The 21,982-nt window shown below is 58.7% G+C and carries 20 protein-coding genes; 7 read left to right on the top strand and 13 right to left on the bottom strand.

Annotated elements, in window-relative coordinates; genetic code table 11:
- The 3 genes from VJ956_RS00525 to VJ956_RS00535 form a co-directional block, all read left to right on the top strand.
- A partial coding sequence (locus VJ956_RS00525) for an acetyl-CoA C-acyltransferase (protein ID WP_324080502.1) occupies nt 1-693 on the top strand: 693 nt, incomplete at its 5' end.
- A gap of 439 nt (nt 694-1,132) precedes the next feature.
- Nucleotides 1,133-2,320 (top strand): acyl-CoA dehydrogenase family protein, encoded by a 1,188-nt coding sequence (locus VJ956_RS00530; RefSeq protein WP_324080504.1) that lies wholly within the window; start codon nt 1,133-1,135, stop codon nt 2,318-2,320.
- 22 nt (nt 2,321-2,342) lie between these two features.
- Nucleotides 2,343-3,491 (top strand): acyl-CoA dehydrogenase, encoded by a 1,149-nt coding sequence (locus tag VJ956_RS00535; RefSeq protein ID WP_324080505.1) that lies wholly within the window; start codon nt 2,343-2,345, stop codon nt 3,489-3,491.
- Between the two features lie 23 nt (nt 3,492-3,514).
- Here VJ956_RS00535 and VJ956_RS00540 read toward each other — a convergent pair whose 3' ends face one another.
- Nucleotides 3,515-4,480, bottom strand: a complete 966-nt coding sequence (locus VJ956_RS00540) for a threonine/serine dehydratase (RefSeq protein WP_324080506.1) — start codon at nt 4,478-4,480, stop codon at nt 3,515-3,517.
- A 306-nt stretch (nt 4,481-4,786) separates the two neighbouring features.
- Between VJ956_RS00540 and VJ956_RS00545 the strand changes: the two genes are divergently transcribed.
- Together VJ956_RS00545 and pntB are read left to right on the top strand one after the other, a co-directional pair.
- Nucleotides 4,787-6,376 carry a Re/Si-specific NAD(P)(+) transhydrogenase subunit alpha gene (locus VJ956_RS00545; protein WP_324080508.1) on the top strand — a complete coding sequence of 530 codons (1,590 nt, stop codon included), beginning with the start codon at nt 4,787-4,789 and terminating at the stop codon, nt 6,374-6,376.
- A gap of 12 nt (nt 6,377-6,388) precedes the next feature.
- On the top strand, nt 6,389-7,786 hold the full coding sequence (pntB, locus tag VJ956_RS00550) for a Re/Si-specific NAD(P)(+) transhydrogenase subunit beta (RefSeq protein ID WP_324080509.1): 1,398 nt from the start codon (nt 6,389-6,391) through the stop codon (nt 7,784-7,786).
- Nucleotides 7,787-7,791: 5 nt separating this feature from the next.
- On the opposite strand, the gene VJ956_RS00555 is transcribed toward pntB, so the two are convergent.
- From VJ956_RS00555 to VJ956_RS00600, 10 genes are all read right to left on the bottom strand, one after another.
- On the bottom strand, nt 7,792-8,958 hold the full coding sequence (locus VJ956_RS00555; protein ID WP_324080511.1) for a patatin-like phospholipase family protein: 1,167 nt from the start codon (nt 8,956-8,958) through the stop codon (nt 7,792-7,794).
- Between the two features lie 31 nt (nt 8,959-8,989).
- Nucleotides 8,990-9,520, bottom strand: a complete 531-nt coding sequence (locus tag VJ956_RS00560) for a hypothetical protein (protein WP_324080512.1) — start codon at nt 9,518-9,520, stop codon at nt 8,990-8,992.
- A gap of 99 nt (nt 9,521-9,619) precedes the next feature.
- Nucleotides 9,620-10,216, bottom strand: coding sequence for an exopolysaccharide biosynthesis protein (locus VJ956_RS00565; RefSeq protein ID WP_324080514.1), 597 nt, complete (start codon nt 10,214-10,216; stop codon nt 9,620-9,622).
- Between the two features lie 24 nt (nt 10,217-10,240).
- The gene (bamE, locus tag VJ956_RS00570; protein ID WP_324080516.1) at nt 10,241-10,552 is read right to left on the bottom strand and encodes an outer membrane protein assembly factor BamE domain-containing protein; all 312 of its coding nucleotides are present in this window, start codon (nt 10,550-10,552) and stop codon (nt 10,241-10,243) included.
- Between the two features lie 166 nt (nt 10,553-10,718).
- The gene (locus VJ956_RS00575; RefSeq protein WP_324080519.1) at nt 10,719-11,960 is read right to left on the bottom strand and encodes a DEAD/DEAH box helicase; all 1,242 of its coding nucleotides are present in this window, start codon (nt 11,958-11,960) and stop codon (nt 10,719-10,721) included.
- Between the two features lie 357 nt (nt 11,961-12,317).
- Nucleotides 12,318-13,313: a tetraacyldisaccharide 4'-kinase gene (gene lpxK, locus VJ956_RS00580; RefSeq protein ID WP_324080521.1), complete on the bottom strand. Its 996-nt coding sequence runs from the start codon at nt 13,311-13,313 to the stop codon at nt 12,318-12,320.
- Entirely contained in the window at nt 13,310-15,091 is a 1,782-nt protein-coding gene (gene msbA, locus VJ956_RS00585) for a lipid A export permease/ATP-binding protein MsbA (RefSeq protein ID WP_324080523.1), read from the bottom strand. The genes lpxK and msbA overlap by 4 nt, the downstream gene beginning before the upstream one ends.
- Nucleotides 15,088-15,510, bottom strand: coding sequence for a biopolymer transporter ExbD (locus VJ956_RS00590; RefSeq protein ID WP_324080525.1), 423 nt, complete (start codon nt 15,508-15,510; stop codon nt 15,088-15,090). The genes msbA and VJ956_RS00590 overlap by 4 nt, the downstream gene beginning before the upstream one ends.
- Before the next feature lie 5 nt (nt 15,511-15,515).
- A complete protein-coding gene (locus VJ956_RS00595) occupies nt 15,516-16,142 on the bottom strand; it encodes a MotA/TolQ/ExbB proton channel family protein (protein WP_324080526.1) in 627 nt (208 codons plus the stop codon).
- A gap of 31 nt (nt 16,143-16,173) precedes the next feature.
- Entirely contained in the window at nt 16,174-18,651 is a 2,478-nt protein-coding gene (locus tag VJ956_RS00600; protein WP_324080528.1) for a DNA internalization-related competence protein ComEC/Rec2, read from the bottom strand.
- Nucleotides 18,652-18,740: 89 nt separating this feature from the next.
- Between VJ956_RS00600 and VJ956_RS00605 the strand changes: the two genes are divergently transcribed.
- Entirely contained in the window at nt 18,741-19,229 is a 489-nt protein-coding gene (locus tag VJ956_RS00605) for a DUF2062 domain-containing protein (RefSeq protein ID WP_324080530.1), read from the top strand.
- Here the strand turns inward: VJ956_RS00605 and VJ956_RS00610 are convergent.
- Complete coding sequence (locus VJ956_RS00610) at nt 19,217-19,927, bottom strand: ABC transporter ATP-binding protein (RefSeq protein ID WP_324080531.1); 711 nt, start codon at nt 19,925-19,927, stop codon at nt 19,217-19,219. The genes VJ956_RS00605 and VJ956_RS00610 overlap by 13 nt on opposite strands.
- Nucleotides 19,920-21,161, bottom strand: coding sequence for a lipoprotein-releasing ABC transporter permease subunit (locus tag VJ956_RS00615; RefSeq protein WP_324080533.1), 1,242 nt, complete (start codon nt 21,159-21,161; stop codon nt 19,920-19,922). The genes VJ956_RS00610 and VJ956_RS00615 overlap by 8 nt, the downstream gene beginning before the upstream one ends.
- Nucleotides 21,162-21,292: 131 nt before the next feature.
- On the opposite strand from VJ956_RS00615, the gene VJ956_RS00620 reads away from it, so the two are divergent.
- A complete protein-coding gene (locus VJ956_RS00620) occupies nt 21,293-21,883 on the top strand; it encodes a PilZ domain-containing protein (protein WP_324080534.1) in 591 nt (196 codons plus the stop codon).
- Nucleotides 21,884-21,982 lie beyond the last annotated feature (99 nt).

The raw sequence follows: 21,982 nt of genomic DNA on the forward strand, positions 1-21,982 counted from the left end.
AAAGAGGACATGGACGAGTACGGCGTTCGCAGCCAGAACCTGGCAGACAAAGCTCGTGAAGACGGCAGGTTCGACGACGAAATCGTGCCGATTACCACCACCATGGGCGTGGCTGACAAAGCCACCGGACAGCTCAGCAGCCAGGAAGTCACCGTCAGCCAGGATGAGGGTATTCGTCCGGATACCAGCCTCGAAGGCGTGAGCAAGATCCGCTCGGCGATGGAAGGTGGCGTCGTCACCGCCGGCAACGCCAGCCAGTTCTCCGACGGCGCTTCGGCCTGCGTCCTGATGGACAGCAGAATCGCCGAGCAGCGCGGGGCAACCCCGTTGGGCATTTTCCGCGGCTTCGCCGTCGCCGGTTGCGAGCCCGACGAAATGGGCATCGGCCCGGTCTTCGCGGTTCCCAAACTGCTCAAGCGCGCCGGCCTGACCGTCGACGACATCGGCCTGTGGGAACTCAACGAAGCCTTTGCCGTTCAGGTCCTGTACTGCCAGCGCAAACTCGGCATACCGATGGACCGCCTGAACGTAAACGGCGGCGCCATTGCCGTAGGCCACCCATACGGCACCACCGGCTCACGCCTGGTCGGCCATGCCCTCATCGAAGGCAAACGCCGTGGCGTGAAATACGTTGTGGTCACCATGTGTGTTGGTACCGGTATGGGTGCTGCCGGGTTGTTTGAGGTTGCCTGATGGCTTTTTTGGCCTGAAACCGCGGTGGAGGACGCCTGTCAGGTAGAGGTGTCCAAAACACGCTCCTTACGGCACATCCATGTGACGCTCGGGCTCCGCCATCCATGGCTCCGCACGGTTTTGGACACCTCTACCTGACAGGCGCCCCGAGCTTTGTGCAATCGCCAGCCGGCGCAGCTCTGGAACCCGGGTTCAGAACCGCAAAAGGCAATGTATTTAACCGGTATGCACAGGGTCGAAGCGTCGGACGGGAACGGCCTTTCAAAACTGTGCGGAGCCAGGGATGGCGGAGCCCAAGCGCACACGGACGTGTTCACAGCGTGTTTTGAAAGGCCGTTCCCGTCTGACGCCGCCACCGAAGTTTCAGGCCGGCATTCAAACTCAAAGGCCACTAACAAGTTAAAACGATTTACCTCAGCAACCAGACAAGAGGTGCAACATGGACCTGAATTACACACCGGAACAGGAAGCCTTCCGCCACGAAGTCCGGCAGTTCCTGGATGAAAACCTCCCGGACGACATCCGTGAACGAGTCCAGAAACGCCTGCGCCCGGACAAAGCAATGACCGAGCGCTGGCAGAAGATCCTGTTTGATAAAGGCTGGGGCGCATCCACCTGGCCGGAAGAGTTCGGGGGCACCGGCTGGAGCCCGATCGAGCAGATCATCTTTGAGGAAGAATGTGCGTTGGCAGGGGCGCCCCGCCAGCTCGATTTCGGTCTGCGCATGGTGGCACCGGTCATCATGACGTTCGGTAATGAAGACCAGAAACAACGCTTCCTGCCCGGAATTCTCAGCGGTGAAGACTGGTGGTGCCAGGGCTACTCCGAGCCCGGCGCGGGTTCAGACCTGGCTTCGCTGCGTACCAGCGCAAAGCGCGAAGGCGACCACTACGTCGTCAACGGCCAGAAAACCTGGACCACCCTCGGCCAGCATGCCGACTGGATCTTCTGCCTGGTTCGTACCAGTAACGAAGGCAAGCCCCAGCAGGGTATTTCCTTCCTGCTGATTGACATGAACAGCCCCGGTGTCGAGGTGCGGCCGATCATCATGCTGGACGGTGAACATGAGATTAACGAAGTCTACTTCGACAACGTAAGGGTGCCTGCCGGGAACCTTGTCGGCGAAGAAAACCAGGGCTGGACCTACGCCAAGTTCCTGCTGGGCCACGAGCGAACCGGGCTGGCCAATGTGGGCCAGTGGAAAGCCATGATGAAGCAACTCAAAGAAGTGGCCCGCCGGGAACAGGACGGCCAGCGGCCGCTGATTGAAAACACCCGCTTCCGCGACCGGCTGGCCCAGCTGGATGCCGAACTGCGGGCTCTGGAGCTGACGGTATTGCGGGTACTCACAGACAAGCGCGGCCCGGGGCCACAGGCATCCATCCTGAAGATCCGCGGCACCGAAATCGGCCAGCGGCTGTTTGAAATGCTGATGGAAGCCGGCGGCCAGGATTCCATTGCCCATATTCCGGAAGCGCTGGAGCTGGACTACCAGGGCCCGCGAGCCGGCTCAATCGATGCGACGCCCTCGGCAGGTGATTATTTCAACATGCGCAAGCTCTCGATCTTTGGCGGGTCCAACGAGATCCAGCGCAACATCATCGCCCAACTCGTGCTTGGTCTTTAACTGGCGGGAATGGAGAGAATCTATGAACTTTGATCTGACCGAAGAACAGCAAATGCTGAACGATTCACTGCGCCGGTTCGTGAGCAATGAATACGGCTTTGACAAGCGCGGGGAAATCATCAAATCCGGCAAGGGCACAGACCCCGCTACCTGGGCAGCGCTGGCCGAGATGGGCCTGCTCGGGTTCACTTTCCCGGAAGATTATGACGGCCTGGGCGGCAACGCCGTGGACACCATGGTGGTCATGGAAAACTTTGGCCGCGGCCTGGTCGTCGAGCCCTATCTGGCCACGGTCGTGCTTGCCGGCGGCCTGATTCGCGACCTCGGCAACGATGCCCGGAAGAGCGACGCCCTGCCCGCAATAGCAACCGGCGAACGCTTGATGGCTTTCGCCCACAGCGAGCCGGGTGCTCGCTACAACCTTGAGCATGTAAATACCACCGCCCGCCAGGATGGCGACCACTTCCTGATCAGTGGCCACAAAACGGCGGTTCTGCACGGTGGCCAGGCCGGTCAGCTGATCGTATCCGCCCGCACCAGCGGCACGGCCGGGGATCAGCAGGGCCTGTCGCTGTTTATTGTTGATGCCGACTCCAAGGGGGTAAAGGTCAACGACTATGCGGCCCATGACGGCCATCGGATCGCCGATATCAGCCTTTCCAGTGTCACGGTGAGCGCCGGTAATCTTCTCGGTGAGATTGACCAGGCCTTCCCGGCTATCGAAAAAGCCATTGATCTGGGCATCGCCGCCATATGTGCAGAAGCGGTTGGCGCGATGGAAGCCATGAACGCCGCCACGCTGGAATACATCAAGAGCCGTAAACAGTTCGGCGTGCCCATCGGCAAGTTCCAGGTATTGCAGCACCGGATGGCAGACATGTTCATCCAGACCGAGCAGGCCAGAACCATGGCCATTCTGGCCGCCAACTCAGCCGATTCCGATGACCGCCCCAGCCGGCGCGAGGCCATATCCATGGCCAAGACCCTGGTGGGTCAGGGTGCACGCTACGTGGCACAACAGGGCGTTCAGTTACACGGCGGCATGGGTGTCACCGAGGAAATGTTTGCCGCCCATCTGTTCAAGCGTCTGACCCTGATCAACCTGCTGTTTGGCGATGCCGATCATCACCTCGGCGAAGTCAGCGACCGCTTGCTGGCCAAAAGCGCCTGAGTGGGCGGGGGTATGTTGGCCAGTTAAAGGCAATGACCGACCTGTTCCAGATCCAGATTGCTTCCGGTAATCACCAACACCGTAACCCTGTCCGGCGCAGGAGCTATCTGCTCTTCGAGCAGCGCCGCCAGGCCCACACTGGCGCCAGGCTCCACATACAGTCTGGCTTCCGTCAGCAGGCGCCGCGTGGCTTCCCGAATACCTGCCTCGGTGACGGTAACAATCCGGTCCACGACCTGGCGGGAGGCGGCATAGGTGCAGTCCCCTACCACCGCCGGCGCCAGGCTCGCGGCCCAGGTATCAACTGTGCTCAGGCTGGCGCCGGCATCCTGCTGTTGCCAGGCGTTGAACATGGTGGCTGCGCCCTCCGGCTCCACGCCGATCAGTTCGATGTCAGGCCTGTGCGCTTTCAGTGCGATTCCCAGCCCGGAAATCAGTCCACCGCCGCCAACAGGACAGATAACACGCTCCACATCCGGACGCTGACGCAGCAACTCCAAGCCGACCGTACCCTGCCCCGCCATGATCCGAGCGTCGTTAAAGGGGTGGACCAGGGTCAGCCCTTCGTGATCCCGCTTCTCATGGCATAGGGCCACAGCCTGCTGGATACCACCGTGAACGATCACCTCGGCCCCCAGCTCCTCTGTGCGGCGGATCTTCATCGGGCTGGAACCCTCGGGCATGACCACGGTCAGTGGCACGTTCTGCATGGCCGCCGCCCAGGCCAGGCCAATGGCGTGATTACCCGCGGAGACCGTCACCAGGCCGGCCTTGAGTTCCTCCTCACTGGCCGTCAGCAGCCAGTTCAACGCCCCGCGGGCCTTGAAGCTGCCGGTGCGCTGGAAGCTCTCGCACTTCAGCCCAAGCGGCTGGCCCATGGCGGCATTCAGATCAGGTACATTCAGAAGTGGCGTTTCACCCAGGTATGGACGAATACGCTGCTCCGCCTCCCGAATCCGGGACTGCTCAGGCAGGACTGGTTTGGTCATGGTGCTCTCCCATTTTTCCTTACTTCAACCATGGTGCTGTCCGTGCTGGCTATCAAGTCTGTGTTGAGCTACCGCCAGGATGTCCCCGGGGACTGCCAGAGGCCCTGGATAGAAGGCCGGTTTCAGGCAGCCCCGAACCGCATCGGCGTCGCTATGTATTTTTCTCAGGAATGAACTACATTGATAGACCTGACCAGCGCCGTTGGATTCAGTGCGGTCATGCTTGATGGCGAGCCAGAATCACTAACTTGACGGCGAGCCAGAATCACTAAACCATAACCGGTTATTCCGGAGGACTCAGTGACCATGAAAATAGGTATTCCAAAGGAAATCTTCGAAGGCGAAAGGCGGGTAGCCGCAACGCCAACGTCGGTCAGGAAACTGATCGATCTGGGGTATGAGGTACTGATTGAAAGCGGTGCCGGAGATACCGCCGATTACACGGACACCATCTATCTGGATGCAGGCGCCAGAATCGTGGCAGACACCCAGGATCTCTGGAAGGAGTCGAACATCATCCTGAAAGTCCGGGCGCCGATGGAAAACACCGAACTGAAGAAGCATGAAGCCGACCTGATGAGCGAAGGCAGCTTCCTGGTGAGTTATATCTGGCCCGCCCAGAATCCGGATCTGCTGGACCATCTGGCCAGAAAGAGCATTACCTCCTTTGCCATCGACAGCCTGCCCCGCATCAGCCGTGCGCAGAAGATGGACGCTCTCAGCGCCATGGCAAACATTGCCGGTTATCGGGCAGTTATTGAGGCAGCGAACAATTTCGGGCGCTTCTTTACCGGGCAGGTTACGGCGGCAGGTAAGGTTCCGCCGGCCAAGGTTATGGTTATCGGTGCCGGCGTTGCAGGCCTTGCGGCCATTGGTGCAGCCAACAGTATGGGTGCCATCGTGCGGGCTTTCGATACCCGGCTGGAAGTTCGGGAACAGGTGGAAAGTATGGGCGCCGAGTTCCTGCAGCTGGACTTTGATGACGAAGACGGCAGCGGCACCGGCGGCTACGCCAAGCAGATGAGCGACGAGTTCATCAAGGCCGAAATGGCCCTGTTCGCAGAGCAGGCCAAAGAAGTGGATATCATCATCACCACCGCACTGATTCCTGGCAAGCCGGCCCCCAAACTGATCACCGAAGACATGGTGAAATCCATGAAGCTGGGCAGCGTGATTGTCGACCTGGCATCTGAGCGCGGCGGTAACTGCGAAGCCACCGAGCCGGGCAAGGTTGCCACCAAACACGGGGTTACCGTGATTGGCTATACCGACCTGCCCAGTCGTATGTCCAAGGTTGCCAGTGACCTCTACGCCACCAACCTGGTTCATCTGATGACCGAGCTGACGCCGGAAAAAGACGGCAAGCCGGTGGTGGATATGGAGGACGCGGTGATTCGCGGCCTGACGGTGGTGAATGATAACGACATCACATGGCCACCACCCCAGCCGGAGGCGCCAGCCCAGCCCCAACACAAGCCGGGTACAGAGGAGCCTTCCCCAGCCGAGGTCCAGGCAGCGAAGGAAGCAGCAGCAGAAAAGGCCAGGAAAAAGAGCCTGGTCGGCAAGGTGGCACTGCTTGCGGTTACGGTATTTGCGCTCTATGGTATTGGCGCTCACGCGCCGGAAAGCTTCCTGAGCCACTTCACGGTGTTTGTGCTGGCCTGCTTCATTGGCTGGCAGGTGATCTGGAACGTGACGCCATCGCTGCATACGCCACTGATGAGTGTGACCAACGCCATCAGCGGCATCATCGTGATTGGCGCCATACTGCATCTTGCCCAGGCGGAAAATATCGTCGTTGGCATTCTTGCCTTTATCGCCGTGCTGATTGCCAGCATCAACGTTGGGGGCGGCTTCCGCGTCACCCATCGCATGCTCAAAATGTTCCGCAAGTAGGAGACGCCCAACATGAGTACAGGAATGGTGAGCGTGGCCTACGTGGTCGCGAGTGTTTTGTTTATCCTCAGCCTGGGTGGCCTCAGCCATCAGGAATCTGCCCGCCGCGGTAACCTCTATGGTGTGGCCGGTATCATCATCGCCGTGGGTGCCACCCTGGCGAGCTTTGGCAGTGACGGCGGCATTATCGCCATCGCGATTGCCGTGCTGATCGGTGTCGGTATCGGCATCCCCATTGCCAATAAGGTGGAGATGACCCAGATGCCCCAGCTGGTGGCCCTGCTGCACAGCTTTGTGGGCCTGGCGGCCGTACTGGTCGGCTTCTCCGGCTACATTGAACCTCTGACTGCCACTACTGGCACCGAGCACACCATCCACCTGGTGGAAGTGTATCTGGGCATCTTTATTGGTGCGGTGACTTTCACCGGGTCACTGGTTGCCTGTGGCAAGCTGGATGGGCGCATCGACAGCAAGGCGCTGACCCTGCCCGGTCGACACCTGATGAACCTGGCAGCCATTATTGCCTGTGTCGTGCTGGGTAGCTGGTTCCTGGGAACTGACAGCATGGCCACCGGCATCACCTGTCTGGTACTGATGACAGTTATTGCCTGCGTGCTCGGCATCCACCTGATCATGGCCATTGGCGGTGCCGATATGCCAGTGGTGGTGTCTATGCTCAACAGCTATTCCGGCTGGGCGGCGGCGTCCATCGGCTTCATGCTGGGTAACGACCTACTGATTGTCGTGGGTGCCCTGGTGGGTAGTAGCGGTGCCATTCTGAGCTACATCATGTGCAAGGCGATGAACCGTTCGTTTATCAGTGTGATCCTGGGTGGCTTCGGCCAGACCAGCAGTAGTTCAGCAGCCGCCGGTGAAGACCAGCCGATTTACGAATCCTCGGTAGAGGAAGTCTGCGAGGAACTGCGCAATGCCCAGTCGGTGATTATCGTGCCGGGTTACGGCATGGCGGTAGCCCAGGCGCAGAACGGCGTCAACGACATGACCAGGCTGCTGCGTGAGCGGGGCGTGACAGTGCGCTTTGGCATCCACCCGGTCGCAGGCCGGTTACCGGGTCACATGAACGTGTTGCTGGCTGAAGCCCACGTGCCCTACGACATTGTGCTGGAGATGGACGAAATCAACGATGATTTCCCGGACACAGACGTAGTGCTGGTGATCGGCGCCAACGACACCGTTAACCCGGCCGCAGAGGAAGATCCAAACAGTGCCATTGCCGGGATGCCGGTTCTGCAAGTCTGGAAAGCGGGCCAGGTCGTGGTCCTCAAACGTGGCATGGCCACGGGTTACGCCGGAGTGGAGAACCCGTTGTTCTTCAAGGACAACACCCGCATGCTGTTTGGCGATGCCAAAGACAGTATCGACAAGCTGGTGTCCGGCCTGCGCGGCTGAGACCGTCAGGCTGACTCGGGGTCCGCTGATGCGGCCCCCGACGTTGTCACCCCCGAAAAGAAACGCTCAATCTGCCGCGCATTGCTCTGGCCATCCCGATAGCCCAGATTGATCAGGTCGCGGCAGAATCGGGGATCGAACAGAAGGAAACTTGCCAGGCTGGCGCTGGCATCGCCATCGATGTCCGACGCACCCGCCAGCCTGCGCAGAATCAACGGCAAGCCATCCAGATACTTTGCCGCAATCTCGTCAATGGGTTCGGAAGGCGATATTTCCAGAATATCCACCGGATTCAGGTTCAATCCTGCCTGGTCGAGACGCTCTGGTGGAATCAGTTCCAGCAACTGATTGATGATCCGGGAACGGTCGATATCGTAATCCAGCGTGTCCAGAAAAATGCCGTTGAATACATGCCCCAGCACCTGGGTCATGGTTGGCATACCCGGCTTTTCCGGGCGTTTGACCGGACTCATCCGGTTGGCGCTGACGCCTACCACCATCACCTTGCGTGCTCCCAGTCGCAATGCCGGGCTGATGTGGGCCATCTGCCTTGTGGCGCCGTCACCAAAGTATTCCCGGTTAATGTGAACGGGAGGAAACAGCGTGGGAATGGCGGACGATGCCATGATGTGGTCCAGATCCAACCGGGTCCGGATACCCGCACGCTGGCCGACGGACCAGCCCTCCAGGCCCTCGGCACCCTCGAAAAAGCAGATGTTCTGGCCGGTGTTATAGCCACAGACATTCAGGCCCACCGCGTCGATATGGCCTTCCCGGATCGTCGCCCGGATGTTGTCCAGATTGATTTCCCGTTCAAGCAGGTCCCGAAGCGGGGTATTATCCAGCAGGGACACCTGTCCGCTTGCCACCGGTCGGCTGATAAACTTCCGGGCCATTGCACTGAGATTTCGCGCCAGACTGAAAGAGCCGGACCGGAATATCCGGTCTGTGGTCAGCCCCGACCAGATCGTATCCAGGTGATCAATGTTATGCCGGAACAGGCCACGGCTACCGGCCAGCGCCATGGCATTGATTGCGCCGGCAGAGGTCCCGAGAATCACGTCGAAGGGATAATGCCAATCCGGGTACATATCGGCGACGGCTCGCAGAACGCCAACCTGATAGGCGGCTCGCGCACCGCCACCAGTAAGAATGATACCCGTTTTGGTCATGAAGAATTTCCGCGCCGCCCGGATCTGGCCATCAGGTCGGTGTTATCTTTCTGGCGAAGGGATTATTGAAGCTTGAATCCTTGCCCTGCAGTTCTGCCTCAGGGTGGTTCTTGGTCATCAGCTCTTTAACCTTGGGCACGTACTCCTTGGGCGTGTCGACCATTATCAGGTGCTTTCCGGCCTCGATGTCCTCGTGAAAAGGCTGGATGCGGTAGTTTTCGCCCTGAATGCCGCCAAAGCCGCCGATCCAGGCACCCGCCGCTACCATAAACGCAAACATGGCAACCCAGGCCGCTGCCGGCAGCGGAACAATGTCGGTGAGAGAGAGCGGCAGTACGATGGCCAAGGCCAGCACAAATCCGATGATCGCTCCCCGTTCTACGAATCTCGGCAAATCTGTCCGGTCCAGAATAGAGGCGCTATGCAACTGATGTGTGTACAGCCCCGCTTCGTCCTTGCTGACGATGTGAAACCGCCAGTCAGTGACACCGTGCTCGTGAAGGTCGTCGGAAATTTCTTTTGCGCTGTCGATAGAAGATACAAGATAAAATAAACGAACCATAGACGGTCTCCTGTTTGGTTTTTAAATGGAGGGCCCTCACTCTTTCAATCTAGACCGAATTCCCGGCATTTACCTACTTTTCCTGAAAAACCCCTGTTTTCAAACGGCCAGATTGCCAACAAGCAGGATCGGGCCGGTCAATGAAATGGCCCAGGCGAACAGTGCCAGCACACCGTCGCGGGAAATCATTGCCAGGCCAAAGGCGGTCAGTGCCAGGCCGGCAATACTCGAGCTGAACGGAACAACCTCTGTTGCCGGCATCACTATGGCGATCACCATGCACGCCAGGGCGGTTACATACAATCCCGGACCGATCACCAGCAACGTAAACCTGGGACGCGTCAGACGGTCGATTCGCCGGGCGGAAGGGCGCAACCACCCGAGACCCTGAAGAAGCCTTTGGCGGGGGATCTTCCGGCTCACAATCCACTGCGGCAGCCAGAACTGATTCCGCCCCCACAGCACCTGTCCCAGGGTCAGCAACGTTAACAGGCCCATCAGGGTCGGGATTCCCGGAACCCCACTCAAAGGCGTAACAAGAATGACCCCTGCCAGCAATACCAGTGGGCCGAAGCTTCTCCGCCCCACGGCAGCCATCATTTCCCCGATGTCCACAAACGCCCGCTTCCGCGCCTGAGCTTCAATGCGATCCAGCAACTGCTCCATGTTGGCTGGATCATTTTGCTGTTCAATCACTTGCTGTCTCGGGATATCCGGCCCCTATTCAGTGGTGTTGTAAACATAGGAAGACACGCTGCCATCATCGTTGAAATGAACCACCAGGTCTGTGGTTTCCGCGTCACTGAACGCAGACCAGCGGTATTTGCCGTAACTCCAGGTCGGTCTGCCATCTTCAATGCCGGTGCGCCAGGGCTCGCCGAACATCTCCTGAATGTCACTGCGAGTGGTCAGACCGATGTTGATCTGGTCGACCCTGTCGGTGGCGAAATCCTTGCCGACGGTAGCGCAACCGGCGCCGAGTGCCAGAACAAGGGTCAGCGGAAGTACCCGAATCAATAGAATTCGTGTCATGCCTCTCTCTCCAGAACAATCATTTTGCAGCAATCAGCATAACGTAAAAGATGGCCTTATGGTTTTCCGACGGGTTACGGAACCATTAATCCATGGATCAAAAAACCCGGCCTTGGCCGGGTTGGAAGCATGATGCTTCAGGGACGGTATTGAGCCAGAAAGCGCTCTAGGCCGGAGCGCGGCTGCGGTTGCCGCTGTTACTTCTGCCGCGACTGCCCGGATTGTTATTCCGGGCGCGAGCGGGATCAGCTTTGGCCTTCGGCTTCAGTGGCAGATTGTTACGTGGTTCGAAACCTTCCACTTCCTTGCGCGGAAGCTGCTTCTTGATCAGTTTTTCAATCCCCGCCAGCATCCTGCCTTCATCGGCACTGACCAGTGACAGAGCGTGACCGCTCTCACCCGCTCGACCGGTACGGCCGATGCGGTGAATATAGTCTTCCGGCACGTTGGGCAGTTCAAAATTCACGACCTGGGGCAGCTGTTTGATGTCCAGGCCACGGGCGGCGATGTCGGTAGCCACCAGCACCCGCACTTCACCCTGCTTGAACTCAGCCAGCGCGCGGGTACGGGCGCCCTGGGATTTGTTGCCGTGAATTGCAGCGGCGGTGATGCCGTCGCGCTCGAGCTTCTGGGTCAGGCGGTTGGCGCCGTGCTTGGTGCGGGTAAACACCAGCACCTGTTCCCAGCCATTGTCACGCACCAGCTTGCTCAGCAAGGCGGTCTTCTGGCTCTGGTCGACCGGATACACCGACTGCCTGATCTTGTCAGCCGCCACATTGCGGGCCGCGACCTCAACCTGAACCGGGTTGTCCAGCAGGCCGGTAGCCAGTTTGCGGATGTCCGCGGAGAAGGTGGCGGAAAACAGCAGGTTCTGACGTTTTGCCGGCAGCAACGCCAGAATCTTGCGGATGTCCCGGATAAAGCCCATGTCGAGCATGCGGTCGGCTTCGTCCAGCACCAGCACTTCCACTTCATGGAAGCTGACAGCGTTCTGCTGATGCAGGTCCATCAGGCGACCGGGTGTCGCCACCAGAATATCCAGTCCCTTGCGCAGCTTCATCATCTGCGGATTAATTTTTACGCCCCCGAAAACCACCGCCGATCTGGTCGGCATGTAGCGGCTGTATAGTGCAACGCTGTCATGAACCTGCGCTGCCAGTTCCCGGGTAGGCGTCAGAATCAATGCCCTGGGACCCTTCCCGGAACGGGGGTTAGCAGACAAACGCTGCAGAATCGGCAGGGTAAACCCGGCGGTTTTGCCAGTGCCGGTCTGCGCGGCGGCCATCACGTCCTTACCTGAGAGAACCGCAGGAATGGCCTGGGCCTGGATAGGGGATGGGGTATCATAACCCTGGTCGGTGGTGGCACGGACCAGTTGCTCGGACAAACCGAGTGAAGAAAAACTCATAGTGGATAACTCTTGATTATTCTGCCTCAACGAACACCATTATTGGCGAATGCGGGCAGATGCCATGAAAATTCATGGAATGAAAAACGACTACGGCAACACACCGTTTCCGGGGTGACGTCCTCTGGCAGGTCGTATGGAGGTTCGCAAGATGGCTTGAGCCGTTTACTGCGGAGTCCCTAGAGGCAGGACGGATGAACGATAGCAGAGTGTCGGCAAAATAGCCATAGGTGCTTTTAATTAGGAAGCTTTTCGATTTCCGGCAATGCCCGGAACTTCCGTATCAACTGCTTGTCAGCAGGTCTTTTACTGATGAGTAGGAAAGTAGGCGGACACGTCCGCCTACTTTCTTTCAGCCTAGTATGACTGGTCAACTGCTTCTACCGCCGCCAGAAAAGCCCCGGAAAATGCATCGGGCAGCCTGGCTTCAATATCCAGCACCCAAACGTTCTCCTGCGCCAGATCACGGCACTTCACCGCATCCTTTGCCGTCATCACCAGCCATTGGCCAGCGTCATGCTGCAGGTCCCGGGCTTTAAACCGGTGATGATCCGGCAAAGCACGCTCAGTTACCTGCGCGCCCAGATCCCTCAGTGTATCGAAAAAACGCGCAGGGTTGCCGATACCTGCCACCGCCATCACCGACTTTCCCTGCAGGTCATCCAGCGGCATGCGCTGACCACTCGCGAGGTGCCTGATCGCCGTTGGCACCAGGTTCATGGTGTACTGTTGCGGATGTTCGATATCACCGAGCCAGCCACCGTTGGTGATGACAAAATCGACCAGGTCCAGGCGCGAGCATGGCTCTCGCAGCGGGCCCACAGGAATCAGGGCGCCGTTGCCAAGGCCCCGGCTGCCATCAAAAACGGCCAGCTCGACATCCCGCGGCAACCGATAGTGCTGTAATCCATCGTCGCACAGCATGACATTTCCCAGCTTCTCATCCAGAGCCCAGAGCGCACCACGGCGGCGGTCGGGATCGACCACTACAGGACATCCCGCCTGCTCTGCCAGCATGACCGGTTCATCACCCGCCTCGGTGGCAGTGGTTCGGGGCAATACCCGTAACGGGTAGTGGTCCGACCTGCCGCCATATCCCCGCGTCAGAATCACCGGCTGCCAGCCTTCACCTGCCAGCAGCCGCGCCAGCATTGCGGTCAGTGGCGATTTTCCGGTTCCACCCGCGGTGATATTCCCTACCACGACCACCGGGACAGGAATCGGGAACGTCAACGCCTGAAAGGCCTTTCTGCGCCGATGTTCGGCAATCAACCGGTATAACCACGCCAGCGGATAAAGCGGCCACAATGGACGGCCCTTGCCGTACCAGAGCCGATCAACCCAGGCGCTCATCGCTGCTCGCTGAACTGCATCTGGTGGAGCTGGGCGTAAGCGTCGCCTTTGGCCAGCAATTCACTGTGACTTCCGGACTCCACGATTCGTCCGCCGTCCATCACCACAATACGGTCTGCCTGTTCTATGGTGGAAAGCCGGTGCGCGATAACCAGTGTGGTCCGTCCCTTCATAACGGATTCCAGCGCGTCCTGGATATGACGCTCGGATTCAGTGTCCAGGGCCGACGTTGCCTCATCCAGGATCAGCACCGGCGCATCCTTCAGCAGTGCCCGGGCAATCGCCAGCCGCTGGCGCTGGCCGCCGGACAGCATCACTCCGTTATCACCTATCATGGTTTCAAGGCCGTCCGGCATCCGGTCAATGAATTCAAGGGCATGGGCTTTCGCGGCTGCTTCGCGAATCTCTTCTTCGGAGCAGTCCCGCAGAACACCGTAAGCAATATTCGCGGCGATGCTGTCGTTGAACAACACCACGTTCTGGGTGACCAGCGCGATCTGGGAACGCAGGGCCTTCAGCGAGTATTCTTTCAGCGAGTGACCGTCGAGCCGGATGTCCCCGCCGGTAAATTCATAGAATCTTGGCAGCAGGCTGACGAGGGTCGATTTACCGCTACCGGATCGCCCGACCAGGGCAACACTCTGTCCCGGCGGGATGGTCAGCGAAATGTCCTGAAGCACATCGTCCATCTGATCACGGTAACGGAACGACAGCTGGTCGAACTCGACCTTGCCGTCCACCCGCTCCGGCGCATAACTGCCAGTGTCATTTTCCGGAGGCTCGTCGATGGTCGAGAACACATCGTGGGAAGCGGCAACGCCCTTCTGGATCTCGGCGTGAACCGACGTGACCTGACGGATAGGCTTGGCCATGGTCGTGGCGGCAGTGATAAACGCCACCAGTTCGCCCGTGGTCATACCACCGCGTATTTCCGGCGCAAGCATGGTCCAGACCAGAGCCGCAATGGCGATGGCTACCAGGACCTGAATCACCGGAACACTGATGGCCTGGGTTGTGGCCATCTTCAGACTCTGCTGGAGGTTTTTCTCGCTGACTCTCTGGAAGCGGTCGCGTTCATACTCTTCACCACCGAAGGTGCGAACAACCCGGTACCCGGTTATCGCTTCCGAAGCTACATGGGTGATATCACCCATGGACATCTGAATACGCTGGCTGATCTTGCGGAAGCGGCGACTGACGTAGGTAACGACAAAACCGATCAGAGGCCCGACAGCCAGAAACACCAGGGTTAGCTTCCAGTTGGTGTAGATCATGAACGTCAGCAGGCCGATAATAGTCAGGCCTTCGCGCAGAAGGATCGTGATGGCGTTGCTGGCAGCCGCCGCAACCTGCTCGACGTTGAACGTCATCTTGGATACCAGACGACCGGACGCGTTCTCGTCAAAATAACGGGAAGGCAGCGATAACAGGCGATCAAACACCTGCTTTCGCAGCGCATTGATGACATTCCTGCCAACATAGTTGATGTAGTACTGGCTCAGAAAAAAACCGAGCCCACGAAAGGCAAAAACACCGACTATCATGCCGGTCAACAGGAGCCGGTTCCTCTCTGACGGGTTTTCCAGCGCTGCTATGACGTACTCCATAGCCGCTGCCATACCAGTGGATGCGGCGGCATATATCACGTTACCGATCACCGCCATCATGAACGCAAACCAGAAAGGCCTGACGTATTTCAGCAGCCGCTTGTAGGTCTGCCAGCTTGTGGCCGACACGTCGGGCTGGCTCGCCAGGTCGGGCTGATTGGCATCATTCACTCGGATTCACCCTGGCGTTCGGTGGTGATGCTCAGACTGGCAAAGCCCAGGGACCCCGCGACGTCCATCGCCCGCACCACAAATTCGTGGGGCGTGCGCGCGTCCGCAGTAATGATAAATGGCAGCGAAGCGTCGCCGTCGGCCAGCTCGGTCACCGCACGCACCAGGGTTTCGCGGCGGTTATTGACCAGTACCCGATTGTTCAGGCGGTACTGCCCGTCGGCATTGATCACTACATCAATCATTTCGGCCTGCTGCTCCGAACGCTCTCCACTGGCTTCCGGCAGTTCAATGTTCAGGTGGTTCTCCCGGGTGAACGTAGTGGAAACCATAAAGAAAATAAGCAGCAGAAATACCACGTCAATCAGAGGGGTCAGATCAACACCGACTTCCTGGCTTCTCTGGCGCTTGAACTTCACGGTGTTCAGGCTCCTTCCACGTCGATTTCGCGGTCGCCGTGGACCACTTCAACCAGTTTGATCGCCTCCTGCTCCATGCCTACCACCAGTTCGTCAACGCGGCGGATAAAGTACCGATGGCAGATCAATGCAGGAATGGCCACGCTAAGGCCGGAAGCCGTGGTAATCAGGGCTTCGGAAATACCACCTGCCAGGTTGCCGGCATTACCGACCCCGGCAAGCTGTATCTCGGCGAATACCTTGATCATACCGATAACCGTGCCGAGCAGGCCCAATAGCGGGGTAATGGTTGCAACCGTACCTAATGGATTCAGGAATCGTTCAAGATCATGAATAACCTGGCTGGCCTCATGCTCAATACTCTCTTTCATGATTTCCCGGCCGTGCCTGGCGTTCATCAGGCCGCCGGCGAGAATCCGCCCGAGGGGAGAGGACCCCTGCAGGGCCTTCAGCTTTCTGCCACTGAGCTCTTTCTTCTTGATCCAGCGCCAGAGTTCGTTGATGGTTTGCTGAGGCGCGACCCTTGACGCTCTGAGCGTATAAAACCGCTCAAGAACGATGGCAAGGGCAATGATGGAACAGGCCAGAATTGGCACCATGAGGATGCCACCCGCTTTCAGAAGCTCGAACACGCTTGACCTCCCTGATTGTTTGCAAGCCGCGCTACTTTAGCATAGCTCCCGGTTGTCGCCACAACCGCAGGTTTGCCGAATGTGAATGCCATTCCGACATTGCCCGCGGCCCGGCCCCGCGACCTACCCAGAAAGGCGCGCCGGATCTGGTTTCTGTGATCCCGACTCCGCCGGATGCAAATACCAGATGGAGCGCACCAGAGGTGGCTGTGTTGAATAGTCGGCTCCCGGCCGCCTCATAGCGTTTGACAACGTCAGAATGGGGATGCCGGTATCGGTGCCGGTAGCCGGCACTGAATAACACCAGATCCGGTGCCAGCCCCGACACCCAGGCCGGGGTGGAAGAAGTCTTGCTGCCATGATGGGGCGCAAGAATGACCCGGAACCGGTCACTTGCAGCCAGTGACTCCGGGTTTTCCGCCAGAAAGGCCTGCTCCGCCCCCGCGGTAATATCACCGCTGAGAATCAGCTCCTGACGCCCTTCATTGAAAACAAAGGTCAGTACGCAGGAAGCATCGTTGCCTTCAGGGCGGCCCCCCGATTGCCAGGACACGAACCCCGGATTTCGCGTTTCCACCGCGCCGGCACAGGAACCAATGGCCACATCTGCATGGGGACCCAGCCGGGCGGCAAGGCGGCCCGGTTCACCGGTCAGCAGTTGGCCAACGGCAAAGTTTTTCAGCAGCAAAGGCACACCACCGCTATGGTCATTGTCGCCATGGCTGATGACCAGAGTATCGATGCGGGCGATCCCCAGCGCTTTGAGATTGGGGACCAGAACCGACTCCGCCGCCGAATAAACACCCTCCAGTTCGGGACCCGTGTCATACAGCAGCACACGGTCAGCCTGTCGGACCAGTATCGACAGTCCCTGCCCGACATCCCAGATCCAGACTTCCGGCCAGGGTACACGGGCATTTTCCGCCCCCTGCCCGGGATCCCACAGACCGCCTGCAACGGTAAACCAGAGTGTCATCGTCAGGGTCAGGATCAGGCGGAATGCCAGCAACGGTATTGCCAGAGCCATTACCACCAGCAGCGCCCCGAACATCAGTTCCGCCATGCCGGGGTTGACCGAAGGCAGGGTCAGGCCGGCCACTGTTTCCAGAAACCACCAGAGACCGAGCAACAGGTAGTCAAGGACGCCAATAAAAATCCAGTCCAGCCAGGGCACAATCAATAATGACAGTGCGCAGAGAAAAACCGCAGGCATGACCAGTACCGACACCAACGGAATGGCGACCAGATTGGCGAAAAAACCGGCCAGTGGCTGGGACTGATCGAGAGCCACCAGAATGGGCCAGAGCACCGCAAATATCGCAATCTGGGCAACCAGCAGGCTGCGCCACCAGGCCATTGGCCGGAGCAGGCCGCCAAACACCAGGGTAAGAATACCCACTGCCCCGAACGACAGCCAGAAGCCCTGATCCAGCGGCGCCAGAGGGTCTGAAACCAGCACCAGAAAAAGCGCGACAAGCACCATATCCATGGCTTGTCCCCGACGGGCATTCAAGACCCACCAGCAGGCCACCACAACCATGATCAGCGCCCGGCGAGTGGGCACGGAAAACCCGGCCGCCAGGGCGTAGCCAAGGCTGGCGAGACATACCAGTGAAAACAGCACCAGACGGGACCGTGCCGGGGGCAGCCAGCGCTCGGGCAGGAGCACCAGCAATCGCCGGAACAGAAATCCGGCCCCGATCGCCACCAGCCCGAGGTGCAGGCCGGAAATCGCCACCAGATGAATGGTCCCGGTGGCCTTCAGCACCTGCCAGTGCCCGGGTTCAAGTTGTCCCCGGTACCCCAGCATCAGCGATGATATCAGCGGCGCTGATTCGGCGGACTGCAAACGCTCGCCGAGCTTTTCCACCATGGCCCCTCGCCACTGATGGTAACGGCATTCCAGCCTGCATGGGACTGACCTGTCCTCACCGGCTCCCCGAATGCTGCCGGTGGCTCCGAAATTCTGCCGGAACAACCAGGATTCGTAACGGAACCCGCGGGGATTCACCGCGCCGTGAGGTTTTTTGAGTACCACCTCAAGCCGAAGCTGAGGCGGCGGCCTGAGACTGGCATCATCACCATACCAGGCCAGGCGAAGCCGCTGCGGAAGGCGTTCCCGGGGAAATTCCTGTAGCTGTTCAAATGCCTCGCCGTGCCATCGGGTAACGCAGAACGGAAACCGGACACTGTCAAAACTGCCAGGCTCCGGCACCCCGCAGACATAACCGGACACCTCAAGGCTTTTGCCCTCAAGCATTCCGGGCAAACGGGCTTCAATGCGGGCCTCGGCATGCCAGCCGGCCCAGGCCAGTCCCGCCAGGAAAAGTCCCGGCGCCAGCCAGACCAGACGGACGACGCCCACGCGTAGAATCAGCGCCGGCAGAAAGGCCAGACCCGTCATCAGCACAAGCAGGCCCGGTGGTGGTAATACAGACTGGCGATACAGTAAGATGATGCCGCACACAAAACAGGCAAGACCAATCCTGGTCACTATAATTCCGGACAATCCCTGTCCCCTTAATCTGTCAGCAGAACTTCCCGATGCCAAAGAAGTTCATAAAACGGTATTTACCCGCGCCGGAAAAAGTGAGAGCCATGAAATCGCTCCACTTTCTCGGTGATATACTACATGAGCCCAACCTCTGGCACATCAACCGTCACGGCGTTGCCCGCGCGTTTCTGGTCGGCATTTTTTTTTCTTTCATTCCCATGCCCTTCCAGATGATTTTCGCCGCTGTTTTTGCCATCTGGTTCAATGCCAACCTGCCGCTGTCGGTTATCCTGGTCTGGATCAGTAACCCGGTAACCATGCCGCCGATCTTCTATTTCAACTACAAGGTCGGCGCTCTGATACTGGACCGCCCGGTGCTGGACATTGAATTTCAGCTTTCCTGGACATGGTTGGGCAGCCGGCTGGTGGATATTGGCATCCCGCTCTATCTGGGGTCGCTTATTGTGGCCACCGCCAGTGGCTGTATCGCGTATCTCATTATCCAGTTTCTGTGGCGGCGCAAAGTTAAAAAAGACTGGAACGAACGGATCCGCGAAAAAAGGTTAGGGAAAAACGCCCCTCAGGATTCCTGAAACAGTTCACCCTGCTCAAGCCGCAATACCCGCCCCAGACTGCTCGCCATTTTCATGTCATGAGTGACCAGTACAAACGCAATGCCGATCTGATCACGAAGCGACTCTATCAACTCCTGCACACCCTGCCCTGTCTGTTCGTCAAGGTTACCAGTGGGCTCGTCCATCAGCACACACCTGGGCTCGTTGACCAGCGCCCGGGCGATCGCCACCCGCTGCCGCTCGCCACCGGAAAGTTCTCCGGGCTTGTGGCGCAGGCGGTTACCCAGGCCGACCCGGTCCAGCATGGCGGCGGCGCGGTCAGAGGCCTGTCGCACAGACACACCACCCAGTGTGCCCGGCAACATGACGTTCTCCAGCGCTGAGAATTCCGGCAGCAAATGATGGAACTGATAGACGAACCCGAGGTGCCGGTTTCTGAATCGCGCCCGGGCGGACTCGCTTAACCGGTGAATATCCTGACCACAGATTTCGATGTGCCCTGAGGATGGACGGTCCAGGCCACCCAGCAGATTCAACAGTGTGGTCTTGCCAGCCCCACTGCTGCCAACGATGCCGACACTTTCACCCGTCGCGACCTTTAATGAGATATCAGAAAAAATTGTCAGTTCGCTGGGCCCTTCGCTGTAGGTACGGGTAACTTTCTCGCAGTCAATAACCAGTGCCTGAGCCCCCCTGCCTGATGCCTGATCATTCATATCGAAGGGCCTCCGCCGGATCAACCCGCGACGCGCGCCAGGCCGGGTAAATGGTTGCCAGCAGGCTGAGGGCCAGACCGGCGCCACTGATGATGTAAACGTCCTGCCACAGCAGCTGTGATGGCAGGTAACTGATGAAATACACATCGGAACTCAGGAACTGATGACCGAGAACGGCCTCCAGCCAACCGATAAACGCACTGATATTGTAGGCACCGAGGATTCCCAGTGCGGTTCCGACGAGAGTCCCGGTCAGTCCGATTACCGCGCCCTGAACAATAAAAATCCGCATGATCCGGCCCGGCGTTGCACCCATGGTCCTGAGAATGGCGATGTCTGCTGTCTTGTCGGTCACCACCATGACCAGGGTTGAAACAATATTGAATGCCGCCACTGCGACGATGAACATCAGCAGCAGACCGATCATGGTTTTTTCCATGCGAATAGCCTGGAACAGATTGCCGTGGGTGCGGGTCCAGTCCGAGATGTAATGGCGGCCAGACAACTGGCCCGCCACCTCACTGGCAACCCTGGGCGCCTGGAAAAGATCATCGACCAGCAACCGGACACCTTCGGCGCTGCCCCCGGTTCGCATCAGTTTTGCGGCATCGTCCAGATGAATCAGGGTGTAGTTGCCGTCCAGCTCCGCGCCCACGCTGAAAATACCCCGTACGGTGAATCTTTTCAGCCTTGGCAGTACCCCGGCAGGAGTGACGGAGGCTTCAGGCAGCACCACCGTGACTTTGTCTCCCAGCCCCAGACGCAGGCTCCGGGCCATCTGCCGGCCAATGATAATGCCGAAATCTCCGGCCTTCAGATCATCCAGCCCGCCGGACAGCATATGGTTTTCTATAATGGAGACGGTTCGCTCCTGCTCCGGCAGGATGCCGTTCAGCATGACACCCCGTACATTTCCGCCGCCGGTGACCATACCCTGGCCCTGGATAAAGGGCGCTGCTGCCAGCACGGAAGGATGCTGTTCTACCTCTTGGTCAACCGACTGCCAGTCCTGCAGCAGCGGATTGCCCTGGATAACAGCATGGGGAACCATGCCCAGGATCCGTTGTTTCAGCTCCCGGTCAAAGCCGTTCATCACCGACAGCACGATGATCAGTACCGCCACCCCCAGCATAAGACCGATCATGGAAGTCAGGGAGATAAAGGAAATAAAGTGATTGCGTCGTTTGGCAGCGGTATACCGCAGGCCGATGTAGAGTGATAAGGGTCTGAACATTGGGTAGGAGCCCGTCGCTGCCTTGTTGTGATGCTTCGGTTTTCCTGCCGTCTACGTCATGGCAGGAAACTGTTAGACTGGTTTCTGGAAACAGTATCCGGACAACAAGTATACCGCGCCATGGAGTGAAAATGACTGCCGACCGTTCCGATAACGACGACTCTGACGCCTTCCCGGCCGACCGCCGCCAGTTCTATCGCATCAGCGACCGTGTCGGGCTGGAAATTCGCCGTCATGCAGCGGATGACACCTCACCCGCAAGCCCTTTTGACGGTAGCCTGCTTGAGAGCCTGCGTGCCGAATTCCGCCGTCTTGACCAGGATGTCCGGTCTCAGCTGACTGCCCTCGCGGAACGGGACCGGCTGCTCACATCACTGATCAAATCGCTTAACGGCAAGCTCGACGCGCTGGAGCGCATTATGGCCTTTGAGCAAAATCCGTTGCAACCTGAGGATTGGCAAACGGTCACCCTGAGCGAAGGGGGTCTGGCTTTTGAAACCGACACCAACGACTATGACGTGGATGACCGACTTTCCATACGCCTGACGTTACCGCCGGAAATGTTTCAGCCCCTGGCCACCGCACGCATACTGGCCATTGAACCGGGTGACAATGGCCGATACCGGGTTCATGCCGAGTTCGTCGACATCCACGACAATGACCGCCAGCAGATTGCCAGACACATTCTGCGGTGGCAGGCGCGGCAGCGCCAGAATGAGTGAAAGGTCACCAAACGTCACAGATTGAGGGTGGTTTTTTCAGGCGTTTTGTCGCAAATTACCATCTGGGAGTCGTTCAGAGGCTTCCTTATCAACGTCCGT

The organism is Marinobacter sp., assembly GCF_035268745.1.
Taxonomy (GTDB): domain Bacteria; phylum Pseudomonadota; class Gammaproteobacteria; order Pseudomonadales; family Oleiphilaceae; genus Marinobacter.